Below are 17,520 nucleotides of genomic sequence, written 5' to 3'. Positions count from 1 at the left end.
CGGCCGGAGCCGTCTCACCGTGGCGAGTCACCCGGGTGAACTCCTGACGGAACCGGTGCACCGGCGCCGCGCCCGCCGGTATGTTCCCAGCGTGCCCCGGAGACGGCGGCACCGAGAAAGGAGCAGTCATGGGATTTTGGGCATCGTTCTGGGACATCATCTGGTGGTTCCTGTGGATCTTCGCCTTCACCGCGTATCTCTTCGCCCTGTTCGCGATCATCGGGGACCTGTTCCGCGACCACAAGCTGAGCGGCTGGTGGAAGGCCGTGTGGATCTTCTTCCTGATCTTCGTGCCGTTCCTCACGGCGCTCGTGTACCTCATCGCCCGGGGCAACGGCATGGCCGAACGCAGCAGTGCGGAAGCCCGCCGTGCGCAGGAGGCCGCGAACGCGTACATCCAGCAGGTGGCCGGCAGCAGTCCGAGCGAGGAGATCGCGAAGGCCAAGGCACTGCTGGACGCCGGAACCATCACGCCGGACGAGTACTCCCTCATCAAGGCGAAGGCGCTGCAGTAGGCCCCGGGCCCGCCCCCACCACCGCGAGGAGCCCGCAGCATGGACCTGCAGGATCTGCTGCCCACCGACATCGACTGGTGGCAGCTCCTGCTCGCCCTGCTCGTCGCCCTCGCGACCTGGATCGTCTCGCGGTTCGCACGCCGGGGCACCACAGCCCTGCTCCGGCGTGCACCCGGAATCTCCCCCGCCGTCGGGACCGCGATCGCGCAGTTCGTCGGCTACGCCATCCTCCTGCTGGGCTTCGGCATCGCGCTCGCGATGCTCGGCGCCAACGTGCAGCCCCTGCTCGCGATCGTCGTCATCCTCGGCATCGTCGCGATCCTCGTCCTTCGCGGCGTGGCGGACAACTTCGCGGCCGGCGTGCTGCTGCAGGCACGGCAGACGGTCCGCATCGGCGACGAGATCGTGGTGGAGGCGCTGGACTCCGTGATCGCCGGGACCGTGACCGAGCTCAACGCCCGCGCGGTGATCCTGCACACGGTCGACGGCCGCACCCTCCACATCCCCAACGCACGCCTGCTCTCCGATCCCGTGGTCAACGACTCCAGCCGCGGAGCCCGGCGCAGCGAGGTGGAGGTCAGGGTGCGGCGGGACGGGACGACCGGGATCGACGGCGTGCTCGATCCGCTCGTCGATGCGGCCAGGACGGCGGAGGGCGTGCACCGGCACGAAGGCGTGCGGGCGCTCGTGATCAGCGTGAGCGGGGACCGGCTGATCGCGCGGCTGCAGTTCTGGCACCACCCGCTGCATGGCGCCCTCGTGAGCGCCGCCGTCGTGGTCGCGGTCTTCGACGCCCTCGGCGGCCTCGGCACCACCGGCACCGTCACCAGCGTCCCGGCCCCGCCACCGCTCGTGCCGCCCGATCCCGTGTGAGACCCGGGTGCGCGATGTCGGTGCCCTCGGGCATGATCTGCGCATGGACATCACCTTCCTGCAGCCGGACGGCCTCGTCCGCAGCCCCGCCTTCAGTCACGCCGCCGTCATCCCGCCGGGGGCGACCACCGTCTACATCGGAGGGCAGAACGGCGTCGACGCCTCCGGCGCCGTCGTCTCCCCCGACGTGGGCACGCAGTCCCTTCGCGCTCTCGACAACGCGCGGGTCGCGCTCGAGTCCGCAGGGGCGACGCTCGACGACGTCGTGAGCTGGACCATCCTCATCCACCAGGATGCCGATCTGCGCGCGGCCTACGGCGCCGTAGCCGCCACCCTCGCCAGGGACGGCGCTCCGCCCCTCGTGACCGCCGCGCGGGTGGCGGGCCTCGGCGTGCCCGGAGCGCTCATCGAGGTGAGCGCGATCGCCGCGATGATCCGCGACTGAGGTCACATGCGTCCGCGCATAGGCGTGCGCTCGATAGCGTCCGGCTCGTCGGGCATCGTCATCTCGGCCCGCACCCCGAGCAGGCGCACTTCGCGGTCGGCGTCGAGGGTCTCACCGAGGACGAGCGCCATCGCGACCACTTCGCCTCGATCCGTCGTGGGGGCCGGGAGCTTCCGGCCGACGGTCCTCGTCTCGAACGGGGCGTACCGCACCTTGAGATGCACCCGGGTCACCGGGGGCCCCTCGGCGGCGCAGTCGTCGAAGGCGTGTCCTGCGAGCTCGCGCAGCGCCTCCTGCACGGCCTCCCGCGTCGTGAGGTTCTGCTGATACGTGGTCTCCCGGCTGTGGCTCCGTGCCACCCACGGAGTGTCGTCGACGATCCGCGGCCCCAGCCCGGAGCCCAGCCCGAGATACCACCGCCCCATCTTGGGACCGAACTCCGCGACGAGGGTCTCCTCGTCCGCCGCCGCGAGTTCGCGCACGGTGGCGATGCCGTGTGCCGCGAGCCGCTTCTGCACCTTCGGCCCCACGCCCCAGAGATCACGGGTCGGCCGGTCGCCCATCACCGCGAACCAGTTGTCGGCGGTCAGCCGGAACACGCCTCGCGGCTTGCCGAACTCCGTCGCGATCTTCGCCCGCACCTTGTTGTCTCCGATGCCGACCGAGCACTGCAGACCCGTCGCCTCCTCGACCGCGCGCTGGGCGGCCCGCGCGACGCCCTCCGGGTCATCGGTCACGACGCCGAGGAAGCACTCGTCCCACCCGATCACCTCCAGCACCACGTCGGGCAGCGTCCGCAACGCCGTCATCACCTCCTCGGAGGCCCGCTCGTACTCCGCGTGATCCACCGGCAGGAACACCGCGTCCTCCGGTGCCTTGCGCGCCGCGATCTTCAGCGGCATGCCCGACCCGATGCCGAAGGCGCGCGCCTCGTACGACGCCGTCGAGACGACGGCCCGCTCGGACGGGTCACCGCGGCCCCCGACGATGACCGGGTGTCCGGCCAGCTCGGGACGGCGCCGCACCTCGACCGCGGCGATGAACTGATCCATGTCGACGTGCAGCACCCACTCGGCCATGCATCGAGTGTGGCCGCTGACGACCGCGAAGTCACCCCGTCAGACGAGGAAGATCGGCAGGAGCTCCGGGTTGTGGGCGTGGACGAGGACGGCGAAGACCACCGCGTCGAAGAGGAGGTGCACCGTGACGACGTAGGCGAGCGAGTGCGTCCGGAGGAAGATGAATCCCTGCAGGAGCGCGAACGGGATGGTCAGCAGCGGGCCCCATTCGCGGTAGCCGAGCTCCCAGAGGAAGGAGACGAACACGACGGCCTGCAGCACGTTCGCGAGCGCATCAGGGAAATGGCGCCGCAGCAGCGCGAAGACGGTGCAGATGAAGAACAGCTCATCCCAGATGCCGACGGCGCCGACGCCGACGAACAGCCGCGCGATGAGATCGGGCGTGTCCACCACGGGCCAGTTCTGATAGACGCCGCTGGTGATGAAGTAGAAGGGCAGGATCAGCCAGCCGAGCACCAGCACCGCGACGAGCCAGCCCCAGTGGAGCACTCCCCAGCGCTGCCCGGTGCGCCAGGGGAACCGGATCGCCCGGTCGCGATAGACGAACCGCGAGACCAGATACGGCACCAGCACCGCGCCGCCGAGCGCGAGGGTGAAGCGGAGCATGGCCAGGTTGTCGAGCTCCGCCGCGAGCGGGATGACGCTCACGATGAGCATGCCGAGCGCGATCAGCGAGAGGTCACGGCTGAGCGAGGGCCGCCGGGATCCGTCCGCCCCGGGGAGCGGCTCCTCGCGGCGCTCCACGAGCACAGCGGCGCCGACACCCAGCGCCAGCAGCAGCCAGCCGAGCCAGGGCAGCGCCACGACGAAGAAGGCCGGGGCGGCCGCGCACACCAGCGCCGCGGGAACGAGGCGCACCCCCACGGGCGCGCTCGGAGGGGCCTGCGTCATGCACGATCCCGTCGGCGGTACACGAGGTCGCGGATGTCGCGCCCCTTCGCGAGACCCTTCCGCTCGAACGCGGTCATGACCCGACCGTCGAACCGCTCGGCCCAGTCGCCCTCGAAGGCCCGCTCGAACAGGGGCTCGGCGTCGAGCACCTCCCGCATCTGGAGCGCATAGTCCTCCCAGTCGGTCGCGAGCCGGAGCAGGCCGCCGTCGCGCAGCGCCCTGGCAGCGGTGTCCCCGAATCCGGGCCGGACCAGACGCCGTTTCGTGTGACGCTTCTTGTGCCACGGGTCGGGGAAGAAGATCCACACCTCGGCCGCCGCCGCCTCCGGGAGGTAGGAGGACAGCACCTCCGGCGCGTTGGCCTCCACGACGCGGAGGTTCCGCGCGCCCGCCCGGTCGGCATCGAGCATGGTTCGAGCCACCCCCGCGCGGAAGACCTCCACGGCGAGGAAGTCGTCGTGCGGACGGCTCGACGCGGCAGCGACGATGGCGTGCCCCTGCCCGGAGCCGATCTCGACGAAGAGATCCGCCTGGCGGCCGTACTCGGCGGCGACGTCGAGCCGTGCCTCGGGATGCACGGAGGTCCACGCCACCGCGCGCGGCACATCCAGCAGATAGTGCGGGGCGAGATCGGTGAAGGCGCGCTCCTGCGCCTCGGACATCCGGCCGCTCCGACGCACGAAGGACACCGGCTCATCGCGGAAGGTACGCGGTTCGGGCATGGATCCAGGGTAGTCGCCGGGACCCCGGCCGCCGGACGCGGTCAGCCGGCGGGCGCGGTGACGAAGTCGATCAGCTCTTCCACCCGGCCGAGGAGTGCGGGCTCGAGATCGCGGTAGGTCGTGACCTTCGACAGGATGTGCTGCCAGGCCCTGGCGGCGTCGGCCTGCGTCTCGTGCGGCCAGCCGAAGGCGCGGCAGATCCCGGTCTTCCAGTCGACCCCGCGCGGGATCTCGGGCCACGCGGCGATGCCGAGGGCTCGAGGGGTGACGCACTGCCAGACATCGACGAACGGGTGTCCGACGATGCGGACATGGCGACCGTGCGGTCCGCGAGCGACCGCCTCGGCGATACGCGACTCCTTCGACCCCGGCACGAGGTGGTCCACGAGGACGCCGTATCGCCGGCGCGCGCTCGGCGGCTCCGCGGCGAGGAGGTCGTCCAGCAGGTCCACGCCCTGGAGGTACTCGACGACGACGCCTTCGACGCGCAGGTCGGCCCCCCACACCTTCTCCACGAGCTCGGCGTCGTGCCGCCCTTCGACGAGGATGCGGCTGGGCAGCGCCGTCCGCGCCCGCTGATCCGCCACGGCGAAGGAGCCGGAGGCGGTGCGGCGGGGTCCCTGCGCGGATGCCGCCGGCACGGTGAGGCGCACCGGTGCCCCGTCGATGAGGAAGCCGCCGCCAAGGGGGAACAGCCGTCGCCGTCCCAGCCGGTCCTCGAGCTCGACGGTGCCACCCTGCACCTTCGTCACGGCGCCGCAGAATCCGTCCGCCGCGACCTCGACCACGAGGTCGACCTCGGCGGGCACCTGCGGCACCGGCTTCACGCCGCGCTCGCGCCAGCCCGCTGCCAGCACGTCGGATCCGTACCTGTCGTCCATGCCTTCCAGCGTATGTGTCTCCGCTGAGGGCGAACGCCGAGACGCGCGCGAGTGCTGTCGCGTGTCGGACCCAGTGCATAGACTCGACACATGGGGCTCGGCTGCCGGTCGGAGGGAACACGATGACGAAACGGTGGCTGACGCTGGGTGCTCTGGCCCTCGCGGTCGCGACGGCGGCGCTGTCCGCCTCGGCGGCGTCCGCGACCGATCCGCTCACGCTCGACCCCGGGTATGTCACCGACCAGGCCGGCGTCCTCTCCCCCACCGAGGAAGAACAGGTCGAGTCCCGCCTGCAGGAGCTCACCGACAACTCCTCCGCCGATCTCTTCGTCGTCCTCGTCGACGACTTCACCGACCCGAACGACAGCGTCGAATGGGCCGATCAGGTCGCGAACGACAACCGGCTCGGCCCCGATCAGTACCTGCTCGCGATCGCCGTGGACGGCCGCAGCCTCTACATCTCCGCGGACTCCTCCGGGCCGTTGAGCGACGGGCAGCTCGCCGCCATCGAAGACGCGATCGCCCCGCTCGCCGGCGACGGCGACTGGGTCGGCGCGATCACGCTGGCCGCCGACGAGATCCAGGGGGACGGCGGCGCCGGAGCGCTCCGCGTCACGCTGATCGTCGTCGGGGTGGTCGCGGCCGCCCTCCTCATCTGGCTCATCGTCGCTCTGGTCCGGCGCGCACGCCGTACCGCGGCCATCCGCGAGCGGGGCGCCATGCCGGAGACACCCGACCCCGCCGACCCGTTCTCCACGCTCACCGATGCCCAGGTCGAGCAGCAGGCCGGCGTCGCGCTCGTGCGTGCGGACGACGCCATCACCTCCAGCCGGGAGGAGCTGGGATTCGCCGTGGCGCAGTACGGCGAGGGCGCGACCGCGGAGTTCTCCCGCGCCGTCGACGAGGCGAAGGCGAAGATCGCCGAGGCGTTCGATCTGCGGCAGAAGCTCGATGACGAGATCGAGGATTCCGTCCACGACCGCCGTGCGTGGCACATCCGCATCATCCGGCTGGCCGACGAGATCGACGAGATCCTCGACGACAACACCGAGGCCTTCGACGAGCTGCGCCGGCTGGAGCAGAACGCGCCGCAGGAGCTGGAGCGGGTGCGGCGAGAGCGCGCCGATCTGACGCCGCTCCTCGCCTCGGCTGCTCCCGCCCTCGCCGCTCTCGTCGCGACCTACGACCAGGCCGCCCTGATCACCGTGACGGACAACCCGGCTCAGGCCCAGGAGCGCGCAGCCTTGGCCGATCGGGCGATCGACGCCGCGGCCCAGGCCCTCGCGAACGGGCGCACCGGTGAAGCGGCGTTCGCGATCCGCACGGCCGAGCAGGCGGTGGCGCAGGCGGCGCAGCTGATCCAGGCGATCACCGCGCTCGGCACCGAGCTGACCGGCATCGAGGCGCAGGCGCAGGCGCTCGTCGCCGAGCTCCAGGGCGATGTCGCTGCGGCAGCGCAACTGCCCGACCCGACCGGTGCCCTGGCGAGTGCCACCCAGACGGTGACCGCACAGTTGCAGAGGGCACAGGCCGATCTCGTCGCGACGCCTCGCAACCCGCAGCGGGCCCTCGACGCCCTCACGGCGGCGAACGCGCAGATCGACGGTGCGATCGCGCACGGACACGAAGCCGTGGAGCGCGCTCGACGGGCCCAGCAGCTCCTGGAGCAGACCCTCGCCCAGGCGGCCTCCGAGGTCCGGGCCGCCCGGGAGTTCATCGAGACGCGCCGCGGCACCGTGGGCTCCACCGCCCGCACGCGCCTGGCCGCTGCCGACGCCGCGTTGACCCAGGCCCTCACCCTGCGCACGTCGGATGTCGAGAAGGCCCTCGCCGAGGCCCAGCGCGCCCTCGATCTCGCACGCCAGGCCACGTCCGCCGCGGAGGCCGATCTGCGCGCGTACACCCCCGGCGGCTATCCGGACGACGGCTGGGGCGGAGTCTTCGGCGGCTCCGGGTCCCGCTCCGGCGGCTCCGGCATCGGTGGCGACATCCTCGGCGGGATCATCGGCGGACTCCTCGCCGGCGGCGGGGGCGGCGGCTCGTCCCGGCGCAGCAGCGGCTGGCGCTCCTCGGGCGGCTTCCGCAGCTCCGGCTTCGGCGGAGGCGGATCCCGCGGGGGCGGCGGACGCGGACGCTCCGGAGGTCGACGCTTCTGATCCCCCGCACAGACACATACGCCAAGCTCTCGAAGACGCCCCTCTGAAAGGAACCACGCATGACCAAGCAGTCCATCTTCGGACGGATCTCCACCCTCGTCCGCGCGAACATCAACGCCCTCCTGGACTCTGCGGAGGACCCGCAGAAGATGCTCGACCAGCTCGTCCGCGACTACACCAACAGCATCGCCGACGCCGAGTCCGCCATCGCGGAGACCATCGGCAACCTGCGGCTGCTGGAGCGCGACCACGAGGAAGACGTGCAGGCGGCCAACGAATGGGGCAACAAGGCCCTCGCCGCCAGCCGCAAGGCCGACGAGATGCGCGGCGCGGGCAACACCGCCGACGCCGACAAGTTCGACAACCTCGCGAAGATCGCCCTGCAGCGCCAGATCAGCGCCGAGCGGGAGGCGACGAGCGCCGAGCCGCAGATCGCCGCCCAGACCGAGATCGTCGACAAGCTCAAGAGCGGCCTGAACGGCATGAAGGACAAGCTCAACGAGCTGAAGAACAAGCGCAGCGAGCTGCTCGCCCGTGCCAAGGTCGCCGAGGCGCAGACCAAGGTGCAGGACGCGGTCAGCTCCATCAGCGTGCTCGACCCCACCAGCGAGCTCGGCCGGTTCGAGGACAAGGTCCGCCGCCAGGAGGCTCTCGCCCAGGGCAAGGCGGAGCTGGCCGCCTCGAGCCTCGACGCGCAGTTCGAGAGCCTCGAGGATCTCGGCGAGCTGACCGAGGTCGAGGCGCGCCTCGCCGAGCTGAAGGCCGGCGGCAGCGCGCCGCGTCAGGCGCTCGAAGGCAACTGACACCGACGCGGATGCCCGGGTGCACGCCCGGGCATCCGCGGTTCCGTCTCCGGGAGGTCCCCCATGGTGCGTTTCCTGGTCGTGCCGCAGTGGCAGGGTTCGCCCGCCGCGCGCGCGATGCTCCTCGTCGACGGCGCGTCGGCGATCGCCGGCGATCTGCCGCGTGCGGCGACGACCGTCCTCGACGTTCCAGTCGAAGCCGGTGAGGCGCTGGGCACGGGTGTCCGGCGGCTCAGCGCCCTCGCACGCACGCGCGAGCTGGTCGCCGGATATCTCGAAGCAGGCACCGTGCTGATCGGCGGCGACTGCAGCATCACCGTCGCCGCCCTCGACACGCTCCCCGGCGGCACCGACGACCTCGCCGTGGTCTGGTGCGATGCGCACGCCGATCTGCACACTCCGGAGACGTCGCCGTCCGGAGCGTTCTCCGGCATGGCCCTGCGCGCGGTCCTCGGAGAGGGAGAACCGCAGCTCGCCCTCTCCCCCGGTCTTCCCCGTGACCGTGTCGTCACCGTGGGGGTCCGCAACGTGGACGACGCCGAAGCAGACGAGCTGGACCGTCTCCGGAACGTCGGCGTGGCAGACCTCGACGACCCGGGGGCGCTCGCGGACGCCGTGCAGGCCACGGGCGCGCAGCGGGTGTGGGTGCACATCGACGTCGACGTCCTCGACCCGGCGTCGTTCACCGGAGTCTCCGCCGCCGTACCGTTCGGCGTGACTCCCGCGTCCCTGAGCACGGCGATCCGGGAGCTCCGGAGCCGCGTCCCCCTCGCCGGGGCGACCATCGCGGGCTTCGCGCCCCGCACTCCGGCCGACGCCGTCGATGACCTCGGAGCGATCCTGCGCCTGGTCGGAGCCGTCGCGTGAGCCCGGCACCCGACTGGGAGGCGGTCGCGGCGGAGCGCCTCGCCCGCGGACGCCGTGCGGACCGCCGCATCCCGTCTTTCCTGCTGCGCTCGCCGATCAGCCGGCTGGGCTACCTCTGGGGAACGGCCGTCGGCTGGATCTGGGGCACGCTGTGGAGCACCGGCCCGATCGAACGGCGCGGCGGGCTCTGGGTGTTCCGGGGCATGCCCCGATGGGCCTTCCACCGGGGCGGCGTCTGCGTGGGCGGGTGCTTCCTCACCGGCGTCGCGCGGCCCACCGACTCGGTGCTGCGCCACGAGGCCGTGCACAAGCAGCAGTGGCTGCGCTACGGCTTCCTGATGCCGGTGCTCTATCTGTTCGCGGGACGCGACCCGCTGCGGAACCGCTTCGAGATCGAAGCGGGGCTGGAAGACGGCAACTACGTGCGCCGCCCGCGCTGACTCAGCCCTCGACGCGAAGCAGTCCGAAGCGCTCCGGCACGCGGATCCGGTTCACGGCGACGCGGAGGCGGTCCGTGAGGTGCTCGACGATGTCAGCGGTACCGAGGTAGCCCCCGAGCAGCGTGACGTGGGTCTCGACCTCGTCGTCCACCAGCATCTCGTCCGCCCATGCGCAGGTGGCTCGGGCCAGAGCCTCACCGGGCGCGCAGCCACGGCCGCTTCCCGGGGCTCCCGAGCGCGCGGAGCGCGCGAGCCAGGTGACGGTCATGCGACCGGGCGCGTGGATGACGCCGATGTCGGAGACATCAGGAACCTCGATGAAGATGCGACCGGACGCGCACAGCGGGAGGGTCGCGAGGAATGCCTCGAGGTCGAGCAGCGAGTGCTCATCGGCGGTCACCAGGTGGTGTGCGCGACGGCGCGCCGCGCGGCGAGCCGCGCGCGTGCCTCGGGTGTCGAGCGTGGTGTCCATGGTGATCCCATCGTACACCAAGCGAAGGCTTGCCTAACCTTCGCGGGTGGTGTCCTCCGACACCGGCTCGACGAGGGCATCACGCAGGGCGGCGAGCTCTTCCTCGGTCATGCCGTTCGCGCGCAGGTAGCCGGCGGCCGACCCCCACCGCTCGTCGACCTGGGCCAGCAGGCGACGCATCACCTCGGCCGGCGAGCGGGTGGCAAGATCCACCGCATGGACCGCCTCCGGATGCTGACTCCGCAGATAGGCGGCGATCCGCCGCGACCGTTCGGCGGGCAGCTGCGACTCGGTGAGGGCGTAGTCGTCGATGACGGCTTCCCGATCAGCGCCGACCGCCGAGAGGGCCAGGGCGACCGTCACCCCGGTCCTGTCCTTGCCCACGGTGCAGTGCACCAGCGTCGGCTCCCCGGCCGCGATCACGCGGACGGCGGCGACCAGGCGATCGCCGCTCTCCTCCAGCAGATGCAGGTACAGGTCGTCGAGACTCGTGTCGGATTCGAAGAAGGAGCGCACGGATCCGAGGAACAGGGGCAGATGGGTCGTCTCCGGCCCCTCGATCTCGCTCGGCTCCGCGGCGACCTCCTCGCCGTCGCGGAGGTCGACGATGCGGCGCACCGCCGACCTCAGGAGCGCGGCGCCGTTCGTCGTCGCGGTGGAGAGCTGACCGGAGCGCAGCAGTACGCCGCTGCGGATGCGTCCGCCCTCCGCAGGGATGCCGCCGACGTCCCGGACGTTGGCCACGCCGTCGACGTCGAGGATCGTCACGCGCCCGCCTGGGGGCTGCGCGGGGGCACCGGGTACCGCCCCGCAATGACGATGCGGTTGAAGGCGTTGATCGACACGCATGCCCAGCTCAACGCGGCGTACTCCTTCTCCGTGAACACACTCCCCACCAGGTCGTACACGTCGTCCGAGATGCCGTCCTCCGCGATGAAGGTGAAAGCTTCCGCCAGCTCGAGGGCGGCACGCTCCCGGTCGCTGAACACACCGCTCTCCCGCCAGACGGCGATCTGGCTGATCGTGTCGACGTCCAGCCCGGCGGCGACCGCACGGTCCACATGGATCCGTGTGCAGTAGCTGCACCCGTTCAGCTGCGAGCAGTGGATCATGACGATCTCCTTCAGCCGATCGTCGATGCCGTTCTCGGCACAGATCGTGCCGACCGTCTTCGAGAAGGCGTCGAGGGCCTGATAGGCCGCAGGCTCCGTCTTGGACAGGTGCACGCGCTGTTCGGTCATACCTCCATGATATTCGGCGACGGGCGCAGGAGACGGTGCAGGACCGGCCACTCGGAAATGCACACTGCCAGCCTGACTACGCGATTACCTTGCATATCGCCCTGTCTGGACACCCTATTTCTTCTCACTTTGCTCCGGCATTTCCCGTGGGGTCGAAACGGGGCGCAGAATAGCCGCGTGCCGATCGACACCAGCGAGTTCTCCTATCTTCCCGCGCAGGCCGACGCGCTCGGCGTTCCCCTTCCGACCGTGGAGCGCCTGACGCTCCCCCTCCCTGAGGGTCGCGTCGTGAGCGGGCTGCGCTTCGGGTCCGCGCCGCCACGCATCACCCTGCTGCACGGCGCCGGCCTGAACGCCCACACATGGGACACGACGGCGCTGGCCCTGGGGCAGCCGCTCCTGGCGATCGACCTCGCCGGCCACGGCGACTCCTCCTGGCGCGACGATGCGGACTACTCCCCCCGCACCCTCGCCGCCGACGTCATCGCCGCGCTGGACGCCTGGACCTCCTCGCCGCAGATCCTGGTGGGACAGTCGCTCGGCGGTCTCACGGGGGCCGCCGTCGCCGCGGCCCGGCCGGACCTCGTGGCCGCGCTGATCGTCGTCGACATCACGCCGGGGATCGACGTCACCGCCGGCCCTGCGGCGCTTCGGCAGTTCTACGCCGGGCCGACGGATTTCGCGACCCGAGACGAGCTCGTCGACAAGGCGATGTCCCTGGGGTTCGGCGGCACCCGCCCCGAGACCGAGCGCGGCGTCTTCCTCAACACCCGCGTCCGTCCGGACGGCCGGGTCGAATGGAAGCACCACTTCGCCCACCTCGCCGCCACCGCACTCGCCGCCCACGACCCCGGCACCTCGGCTGACCCGTCCGTCCTGCACGAGAACGGCTGGGACGATCTGGCGGCGGTCACCGCGCCCGTCACGCTCGTCCGCGCCGAGCGCGGCTTCGTGAGCGCTGCCGACGCCGAGGAGTTCCAGCGCCGCCTCCCCGAAGCGCGCGTCGTCGCGATGGACGCCACGCACAACGTGCAGGAGACGGCGCCTCGCGACCTCGCCGCCCTCGTCGGCTCCGCGGCCGCGGCCGGAATATGACGTTCCGTTCCACGGCCGCCGCGCCGCATCCCGCCCGACCCTAGGCTCGTCCCACCGGCACACAGCACCTGCCGCACCGAGAGGAAACACCCATGTTCCGACGTCATCGACGCCTCGCGCTGATCTCCGCGCTCGCGGCCACCGCCGTGATCCTCAGCGCCTGCTCCGGCTCTGCCGAGCCTGCCCCGTCCACGGGTGGCGAGCCCGACCCCGACGCCACCCTGCACGTCGGTCTCGTGCTCGAGCCCACCAATCTCGACATCCGGCACACCAGCGGTGCCGCGCTGGAGCAGATCCTCATCGACAACATCTACGAGGGACTGGTCAGCCGCACCCAGGAGAACGAGATCGTCGAGCGGCTCGCCTCGGAGTACGAGGTGTCGGACGACGGCCTCACGTACACCTTCACCCTCAACGACGGGATCACCTTCCACGACGGCTCGCCCCTGACGGCGGCCGACGTCGTCTCCTCCTACGAGACCGTCCGCACCGACGCGACGGTGCAGGGCAACGCGGAGTTCGCGTCCGTCTCCTCGATCTCCGCTCCGGACGACACGACCGTCGAGATCGTGCTGTCCGAGCCGAACCAGAACTTCCTCTTCGCCCTCACCGGCCCGGCCGGCCTCGTCTTCAAGAAGGGCGACACCACCGACCTGAAGACCGCGGAGAACGGCACCGGACCGTTCACCCTCACGCGCTGGAACAAGGGCAGCACGATCACCTTCGCCCGCAACGACGACTACTGGGGCGAGCCGGCGGGCGTCGCCGAGGTCGAGTTCCAGTACATCCCCGACTTCACGGCCGGAGTGAACGCCGCTCTCGCCGGTGACGTGGACGTCCTCACCGCCGTCGACCCGAACCTCGCTCCGCAGCTCGAGGACTCGGGTGACTTCACCCTCACGACGGGCCGCACGACCGACAAGGCCACGCTCGCCTTCAACAACAAGAAGGCTCCGCTGGACGACGTCCGGGTCCGCGAGGCGCTGCGCCTGGCCATCGACCACGACGCGCTCATCGAGGCCGTCGGTGCCGGCACGCCGTTGTACGGCCCCATCCCCGAGCTCGACCCCGGCTATGAGGACCTCTCCGACGTCATCTCCTACGACCCTGAGCGGGCCAAGGAGCTGCTCGCCGAGGCCGGCCAGGAGGACCTCGACCTCACCCTGACCATCCCGTCGTTCTACGGCACCACCGTCCCCAAGGTCCTCATCTCGGACTTCGACAAGGTCGGCGTGAACCTCGAGGTCGATTCCGTGGAGTTCCCGACCTGGCTCGAGGACGTGTACACCAACAAGGACTACGACCTCAGCTTCGTCCTGCACGTCGAGCCCCGGGACTTCGGCAACTTCGCCAACCCGGACTACTACTTCGGCTACGACAACGCCGAGGTGCAGGACCTCTACGCGCAGGCGCTGGCCGAGGTCGACCCGGATGCCTCCGCGAAGCTCCTCGCCGAGGCGGCGCGGATCGTCTCCGAGGACCACGCGGCGGACTGGCTCTACAACGGTCAGACGATCACGGCGGTGAGCCCGATCGTCAGCGGCTTCCCGGAGGACTCGATCAACTCGCGCATCAACCTCGCGGGTGTGACCGTCTCCGCCGCGAGCTGACGACGGTCGACGCTCCGTGCTGCGTTACGCGCTCGTCCGAGGAGCCCTGCTGATCGCAGGGCTCCTCGTGTCGAGCGCGCTCATCTTCCTCACGCTGCGCGTCTTCCCCGGCGACGTGGCCCAGCTCATCGCCGGCACCCAGGCCTCCCCTGCCGAGGTCGAGGCGCTGCGGGAGTCGCTGGGGCTGAACCAGCCTCTGCTCGCGCAGTACGCCGACTGGATCGGCGGCATCCTCCGCGGCGACCTGGGCACCTCGCTGCTGTCCGGTGCCTCCGTCGGCGAGGAGCTGCTGCTCAAGGCACAGGTCACCGTTCCGCTCGGGATCATGTCGTTGGTGATCGCCGTGCTCATCGCGGTGCCCTTCGGCATCCTCGCCGCCCTGCGCCGCGGCCACCGCGACGGCACGGCGCTCAGCGTCGGCGCCCAGGCGCTCGCGGCGGTGCCCGTCGTCTGGGCGGGCATGATGCTGATCGTCGTGTTCTCCGTGTGGCTCGGCTGGCTGCCGCCCCAGGGCTTCCCCCGCACCGGATGGTCCACGCCGGGAAGAGCGATCGAGGCGCTGCTGCTGCCGGCCCTCACCATCGGCATCGTCGAGGGCGCCATGCTCATGCGCTTCGTGCGCAGCGCGACCCTGCAGGCGGCCGGACAGGACTTCGTCCGCACCGCGGCCGCCAAGGGGCTGACGAAGACCCGCGCCCTCATCCAGCACGGCATCCCGGCGGTCGGGCTATCCATCATCACGGTCCTCGGCCTCCAGGTCGCCGGGATCATCGTCGGGTCGGTCGTGATCGAGCAGCTGTTCACGCTTCCGGGCATCGGCCGCATGCTCGTGACCGACGTCGGCACGCGCGACCTCGTCAAGGTGCAGAGTGAGCTGCTCGTGCTGACCGGCTTCGTGCTGGTGGTCGGCTTCCTCGTGGATCTGCTGCACCGGGCGATCGACCCTCGACAGCGGGAGGCCGCATGAGCACGCGCTGGTTCCCTCGACTCTGGCGCACCTCGACCGGCCGGTTCGGACTGATCGTCATCGCCCTCGTCGCCCTGGCGGCCGTCGTGTCCCTCTTCTGGACGCCGTTCGACCCGCGGGCCTCGAACATCGGCGACCGCTGGCTGCCGCCGGGGTGGCCGCACGTGCTCGGGACCGACGACACCGGGCGCGACATCCTGAGCCTGCTCATGGCGGGGGCGCGGACCACTGTGTTCGTCAGCGTGGGCGCCGGACTCGTGGCCACCGTGGTGGGGATCGCCCTCGCCGCCCTCGGCGCCCTGACCACCCGGCTCGTGCGGGAGACGGTCGCCGTGTTCGTCGACATCCTCATCGCCTTCCCCGTGCTGCTGATCGCGATGATGATCTCGTCGGTGTGGGGCGGATCGCTCTGGGTCGTGATCTGGGCGGTGGGGATCGGTTTCGGCGTGAACATCGCGCGGGTCACGCGGCCGGAGCTGCGCCGCGTGCAGCAGAGCGACTTCGTGCTCGCCGCGCGCGCGTCGGGCCTCACCCCCGCGCAGAGCCTCGTCCGTCACCTCCTGCCGAACGTGGCACCGGTCTTCATCGTGCAGCTCTCATGGTCGATGGCCGTGGCCGTGCTCGCGGAGGCCGGCCTGTCGTACCTCGGCTTCGGGGCCTCGGTCGTGGAACCGAGCTGGGGTCTGCTGCTCGCGGATCTCCAGCGCTACATCGGCGTGCACCCGCTCACCGTGATCTGGCCCGGGCTCACGATCACCCTGACCGTGCTGGCCCTCAACCTGCTCGGCGACGGGCTCCGGGAAGCCACGGACCCCACCCTGCGGCACCGTGCCGCCGAGACGCACACACCGGCGGTGGTCGCATGAGTCTGACGGTCGAGGATCTCGTCATCGAGATCGACGGACGCCGGGTGGTCGACGGCATCTCGCTCCAGGTCCCCGACGGCACCCGCCTCGGGGTGATCGGCGAGTCCGGTTCCGGGAAGTCCCTCACGGCGCTCGCCGTGCTCGGACTGCTGCCGGAGGGGGCGACGGCACGCGGGAGCATCCGGTGGGACGGGACCGAGCTGATCGGGATGCCGGACCGTGAGCTCGCCCGGCTGCGCGGCGACGACATCGGCATCGTGTTCCAGGAACCCCGGACGGCGCTCAACCCGATCCGGACGGTCGGCCGCCAGATCGCGGAGTCCATCCGCATCCACGAAGGCCTGGGCCGGCGCGAGGCCCGTGACCGGGCGATCGCGGAAGCCGCCCGCGTGCGACTCCCCGACCCGGAGACCATCGTCGACCGGTATCCGCACCAGCTCTCCGGCGGCCAGCGGCAGCGCGTCGCGATCGCCATGGCCCTCGCCTGCCGTCCGCGGCTGCTGATCGCCGACGAGCCCACGACGGCCCTGGACGTGACGATCCAGGCCGAGATCCTGTCCCTGATGCTCGGGCTCGTCGCCGACGAGGGCATGTCGCTCCTGTTCATCACGCACGACCTCGCGGTGCTGTCCCAGGTGGCGACGGAGGGAGTGGTGCTCGAACACGGTCGGGTCGTCGAGAGCGCGCCGGTGTCGCGACTGCTGACCGCGCCGACCTCTCCTGTCACGCAGGGGCTGCTGCGGGACGCGACCGCGACGCTCTGGCGGCCTGAGGGAGGAGAGGCATGAGCCTCATCGAAGCGCGCGGGCTGCGACGGGACTTCGTCATGCCGAAGCGGACGGCGTTCGAGCGCACCCGGCGGCAGACGGCCCTGGAGCCGACCGACCTGGACGTCTCCGAGGGCGCCTCCCTGGGGATCATCGGCGAGTCCGGCTCGGGGAAGTCGACGCTCGTGCGACTCCTGCTGGGCCTCGACCGACCGACCGCGGGCACCGTGTCGGTGGACGGCCGGATCGTCGACGCCGGCGCCTCCGCGCGATCGCTGCACTGGCTGCGCCGGCAGACGGGTCTCGTCTTCCAGGATCCCTACGCCTCCCTCGACCCCCGGATGACCGCGGGGCAGATCGTGCGGGAGCCGTTGTGGGCCCTCGGCATCGACGGCGACCATCGGGCACGGGTGCGCGAGGTCATCGCCCGCGTCGGCCTCGACCCCGAGATGGGCGATCGCTATCCGCACGAGTTCTCCGGCGGACAGCGGCAGCGGATCGCTCTCGCGCGCGCTCTCGTCCATCGTCCGCGGATCCTCGTGGGCGACGAGCCGCTGTCGGCGCTGGACGTCACGGTGCGCGCGCAGATCCTCGAGCTTCTCGCGGAGCTGCGGGTCGCGGACGAGCTCACGCTGCTGCTCGTGTCGCACGACATCGGCGTGGTGCAGAACCTCTGCGACGCGGTCGTCGTCATGAAGGACGGCCGCATCGTCGAGCGCGGTCCGACCCGCGACGTGCTCCTGCACCCGACCGCCGACTACACCCGCACCCTGCTCTCCGCGATCCCCGTCATCCCCGACGCCTGATCGCCGACCCACCCCTTTGCGGCT

General features: G+C 71.1%; 20 protein-coding genes. 13 read left to right on the top strand and 7 right to left on the bottom strand.

Annotated features, from left to right (window positions below; all coding sequences use genetic code 11):
* The first annotated feature begins 128 nt into the window (after nt 1–128).
* From WFJ36_RS02365 to WFJ36_RS02355, 3 genes are read left to right on the top strand one after another with little or no spacing between them, the layout of a single operon-like run.
* Nucleotides 129–515 carry an SHOCT domain-containing protein gene (locus WFJ36_RS02365; protein WP_025103101.1) on the top strand — a complete coding sequence of 129 codons (387 nt, stop codon included), beginning with the start codon at nt 129–131 and terminating at the stop codon, nt 513–515.
* 39 nt (nt 516–554) lie between these two features.
* Nucleotides 555–1,388, top strand: coding sequence for a mechanosensitive ion channel family protein (locus WFJ36_RS02360; RefSeq protein WP_336642564.1), 834 nt, complete (start codon nt 555–557; stop codon nt 1,386–1,388).
* A gap of 43 nt (nt 1,389–1,431) precedes the next feature.
* A complete protein-coding gene (locus tag WFJ36_RS02355) occupies nt 1,432–1,833 on the top strand; it encodes a RidA family protein (RefSeq protein WP_292789264.1) in 402 nt (133 codons plus the stop codon).
* Between the two features lie 2 nt (nt 1,834–1,835).
* On the opposite strand, the gene WFJ36_RS02350 is transcribed toward WFJ36_RS02355, so the two are convergent.
* The 4 genes from WFJ36_RS02350 to WFJ36_RS02335 are packed head-to-tail and all read right to left on the bottom strand — an operon-like array spanning nt 1,836 to nt 5,406.
* A complete protein-coding gene (locus WFJ36_RS02350) occupies nt 1,836–2,912 on the bottom strand; it encodes a DNA polymerase IV (RefSeq protein WP_336642563.1) in 1,077 nt (358 codons plus the stop codon).
* Nucleotides 2,913–2,951: 39 nt separating this feature from the next.
* Nucleotides 2,952–3,803, bottom strand: coding sequence for a CPBP family intramembrane glutamic endopeptidase (locus WFJ36_RS02345; protein ID WP_336642562.1), 852 nt, complete (start codon nt 3,801–3,803; stop codon nt 2,952–2,954).
* Nucleotides 3,800–4,525 (bottom strand): tRNA (guanosine(46)-N7)-methyltransferase TrmB, encoded by a 726-nt coding sequence (gene trmB, locus WFJ36_RS02340; RefSeq protein WP_292789255.1) that lies wholly within the window; start codon nt 4,523–4,525, stop codon nt 3,800–3,802. Before trmB ends, WFJ36_RS02345 begins: the two co-directional genes overlap by 4 nt.
* 41 nt (nt 4,526–4,566) lie before the next feature.
* Nucleotides 4,567–5,406: a DUF3097 domain-containing protein gene (locus WFJ36_RS02335; protein WP_336642561.1), complete on the bottom strand. Its 840-nt coding sequence runs from the start codon at nt 5,404–5,406 to the stop codon at nt 4,567–4,569.
* Between the two features lie 122 nt (nt 5,407–5,528).
* On the opposite strand from WFJ36_RS02335, the gene WFJ36_RS02330 reads away from it, so the two are divergent.
* The 4 genes from WFJ36_RS02330 (at nt 5,529) to WFJ36_RS02315 (ending at nt 9,672) form a co-directional block, all read left to right on the top strand.
* Nucleotides 5,529–7,562, top strand: a complete 2,034-nt coding sequence (locus WFJ36_RS02330; protein WP_292789250.1) for a TPM domain-containing protein — start codon at nt 5,529–5,531, stop codon at nt 7,560–7,562.
* Between the two features lie 59 nt (nt 7,563–7,621).
* On the top strand, nt 7,622–8,365 hold the full coding sequence (locus WFJ36_RS02325; protein ID WP_336642560.1) for a PspA/IM30 family protein: 744 nt from the start codon (nt 7,622–7,624) through the stop codon (nt 8,363–8,365).
* A gap of 63 nt (nt 8,366–8,428) precedes the next feature.
* Nucleotides 8,429–9,232 carry an arginase family protein gene (locus tag WFJ36_RS02320; protein ID WP_336642559.1) on the top strand — a complete coding sequence of 268 codons (804 nt, stop codon included), beginning with the start codon at nt 8,429–8,431 and terminating at the stop codon, nt 9,230–9,232.
* On the top strand, nt 9,229–9,672 hold the full coding sequence (locus tag WFJ36_RS02315) for a Fe-S oxidoreductase (RefSeq protein WP_336642558.1): 444 nt from the start codon (nt 9,229–9,231) through the stop codon (nt 9,670–9,672). The genes WFJ36_RS02320 and WFJ36_RS02315 overlap by 4 nt, the downstream gene beginning before the upstream one ends.
* Nucleotide 9,673: 1 nt before the next feature.
* Here WFJ36_RS02315 and WFJ36_RS02310 read toward each other — a convergent pair whose 3' ends face one another.
* The 3 genes from WFJ36_RS02310 to WFJ36_RS02300 are packed head-to-tail and all read right to left on the bottom strand — an operon-like array spanning nt 9,674 to nt 11,385.
* Nucleotides 9,674–10,144, bottom strand: coding sequence for an SIP domain-containing protein (locus tag WFJ36_RS02310; protein WP_071328323.1), 471 nt, complete (start codon nt 10,142–10,144; stop codon nt 9,674–9,676).
* A gap of 33 nt (nt 10,145–10,177) precedes the next feature.
* Nucleotides 10,178–10,912, bottom strand: coding sequence for a tyrosine-protein phosphatase (locus tag WFJ36_RS02305; protein ID WP_071328322.1), 735 nt, complete (start codon nt 10,910–10,912; stop codon nt 10,178–10,180).
* Nucleotides 10,909–11,385, bottom strand: coding sequence for a carboxymuconolactone decarboxylase family protein (locus tag WFJ36_RS02300; RefSeq protein ID WP_071328321.1), 477 nt, complete (start codon nt 11,383–11,385; stop codon nt 10,909–10,911). Before WFJ36_RS02300 ends, WFJ36_RS02305 begins: the two co-directional genes overlap by 4 nt.
* Before the next feature lie 177 nt (nt 11,386–11,562).
* Between WFJ36_RS02300 and WFJ36_RS02295 the strand changes: the two genes are divergently transcribed.
* The 6 genes from WFJ36_RS02295 to WFJ36_RS02270 all read left to right on the top strand — a co-directional run bounded on the left by WFJ36_RS02295 (nt 11,563) and on the right by WFJ36_RS02270 (nt 17,496).
* Nucleotides 11,563–12,480: an alpha/beta fold hydrolase gene (locus WFJ36_RS02295; protein WP_071328320.1), complete on the top strand. Its 918-nt coding sequence runs from the start codon at nt 11,563–11,565 to the stop codon at nt 12,478–12,480.
* A 92-nt stretch (nt 12,481–12,572) separates the two neighbouring features.
* On the top strand, nt 12,573–14,090 hold the full coding sequence (locus WFJ36_RS02290) for an ABC transporter substrate-binding protein (RefSeq protein ID WP_336642557.1): 1,518 nt from the start codon (nt 12,573–12,575) through the stop codon (nt 14,088–14,090).
* A 16-nt stretch (nt 14,091–14,106) separates the two neighbouring features.
* Nucleotides 14,107–15,057 (top strand): ABC transporter permease, encoded by a 951-nt coding sequence (locus tag WFJ36_RS02285; RefSeq protein ID WP_071328318.1) that lies wholly within the window; start codon nt 14,107–14,109, stop codon nt 15,055–15,057.
* The gene (locus WFJ36_RS02280; protein ID WP_071328317.1) at nt 15,054–15,923 is read left to right on the top strand and encodes an ABC transporter permease; all 870 of its coding nucleotides are present in this window, start codon (nt 15,054–15,056) and stop codon (nt 15,921–15,923) included. Before WFJ36_RS02285 ends, WFJ36_RS02280 begins: the two co-directional genes overlap by 4 nt.
* Nucleotides 15,920–16,711, top strand: a complete 792-nt coding sequence (locus WFJ36_RS02275; RefSeq protein ID WP_071328316.1) for an ATP-binding cassette domain-containing protein — start codon at nt 15,920–15,922, stop codon at nt 16,709–16,711. Before WFJ36_RS02280 ends, WFJ36_RS02275 begins: the two co-directional genes overlap by 4 nt.
* Nucleotides 16,708–17,496 (top strand): ABC transporter ATP-binding protein, encoded by a 789-nt coding sequence (locus WFJ36_RS02270; protein WP_292789232.1) that lies wholly within the window; start codon nt 16,708–16,710, stop codon nt 17,494–17,496. Before WFJ36_RS02275 ends, WFJ36_RS02270 begins: the two co-directional genes overlap by 4 nt.
* The last annotated feature ends 24 nt before the right edge of the window (nt 17,497–17,520 follow it).

Source organism: Microbacterium sp. MMO-113 (genome assembly GCF_037148555.1).
GTDB lineage: Bacteria > Actinomycetota > Actinomycetes > Actinomycetales > Microbacteriaceae > Microbacterium.
Note: the sequence above shows the minus strand (reverse complement) of the source record. Positions and strands in the feature narration are given on the sequence as shown.

Excerpts from the sequence above, each read along its gene's own strand:
- WFJ36_RS02365 (WP_025103101.1), top strand. The coding sequence starts at position 129 with ATGGGATTTTGGGCATCGTTCTGGGACATCATCTGGTGGTTCCTGTGG.
- WFJ36_RS02360 (WP_336642564.1), top strand. The coding sequence starts at position 555 with ATGGACCTGCAGGATCTGCTGCCCACCGACATCGACTGGTGGCAGCTC.
- WFJ36_RS02355 (WP_292789264.1), top strand. The coding sequence starts at position 1,432 with ATGGACATCACCTTCCTGCAGCCGGACGGCCTCGTCCGCAGCCCCGCC.
- WFJ36_RS02350 (WP_336642563.1), bottom strand. The coding sequence starts at position 2,912 with ATGGCCGAGTGGGTGCTGCACGTCGACATGGATCAGTTCATCGCCGCG.
- WFJ36_RS02345 (WP_336642562.1), bottom strand. The coding sequence starts at position 3,803 with ATGACGCAGGCCCCTCCGAGCGCGCCCGTGGGGGTGCGCCTCGTTCCC.
- trmB (WP_292789255.1), bottom strand. The coding sequence starts at position 4,525 with ATGCCCGAACCGCGTACCTTCCGCGATGAGCCGGTGTCCTTCGTGCGT.
- WFJ36_RS02335 (WP_336642561.1), bottom strand. The coding sequence starts at position 5,406 with ATGGACGACAGGTACGGATCCGACGTGCTGGCAGCGGGCTGGCGCGAG.
- WFJ36_RS02330 (WP_292789250.1), top strand. The coding sequence starts at position 5,529 with ATGACGAAACGGTGGCTGACGCTGGGTGCTCTGGCCCTCGCGGTCGCG.
- WFJ36_RS02325 (WP_336642560.1), top strand. The coding sequence starts at position 7,622 with ATGACCAAGCAGTCCATCTTCGGACGGATCTCCACCCTCGTCCGCGCG.
- WFJ36_RS02320 (WP_336642559.1), top strand. The coding sequence starts at position 8,429 with ATGGTGCGTTTCCTGGTCGTGCCGCAGTGGCAGGGTTCGCCCGCCGCG.
- WFJ36_RS02310 (WP_071328323.1), bottom strand. The coding sequence starts at position 10,144 with ATGGACACCACGCTCGACACCCGAGGCACGCGCGCGGCTCGCCGCGCG.
- WFJ36_RS02300 (WP_071328321.1), bottom strand. The coding sequence starts at position 11,385 with ATGACCGAACAGCGCGTGCACCTGTCCAAGACGGAGCCTGCGGCCTAT.
- WFJ36_RS02290 (WP_336642557.1), top strand. The coding sequence starts at position 12,573 with ATGTTCCGACGTCATCGACGCCTCGCGCTGATCTCCGCGCTCGCGGCC.
- WFJ36_RS02280 (WP_071328317.1), top strand. The coding sequence starts at position 15,054 with ATGAGCACGCGCTGGTTCCCTCGACTCTGGCGCACCTCGACCGGCCGG.
- WFJ36_RS02275 (WP_071328316.1), top strand. The coding sequence starts at position 15,920 with ATGAGTCTGACGGTCGAGGATCTCGTCATCGAGATCGACGGACGCCGG.
- WFJ36_RS02270 (WP_292789232.1), top strand. The coding sequence starts at position 16,708 with ATGAGCCTCATCGAAGCGCGCGGGCTGCGACGGGACTTCGTCATGCCG.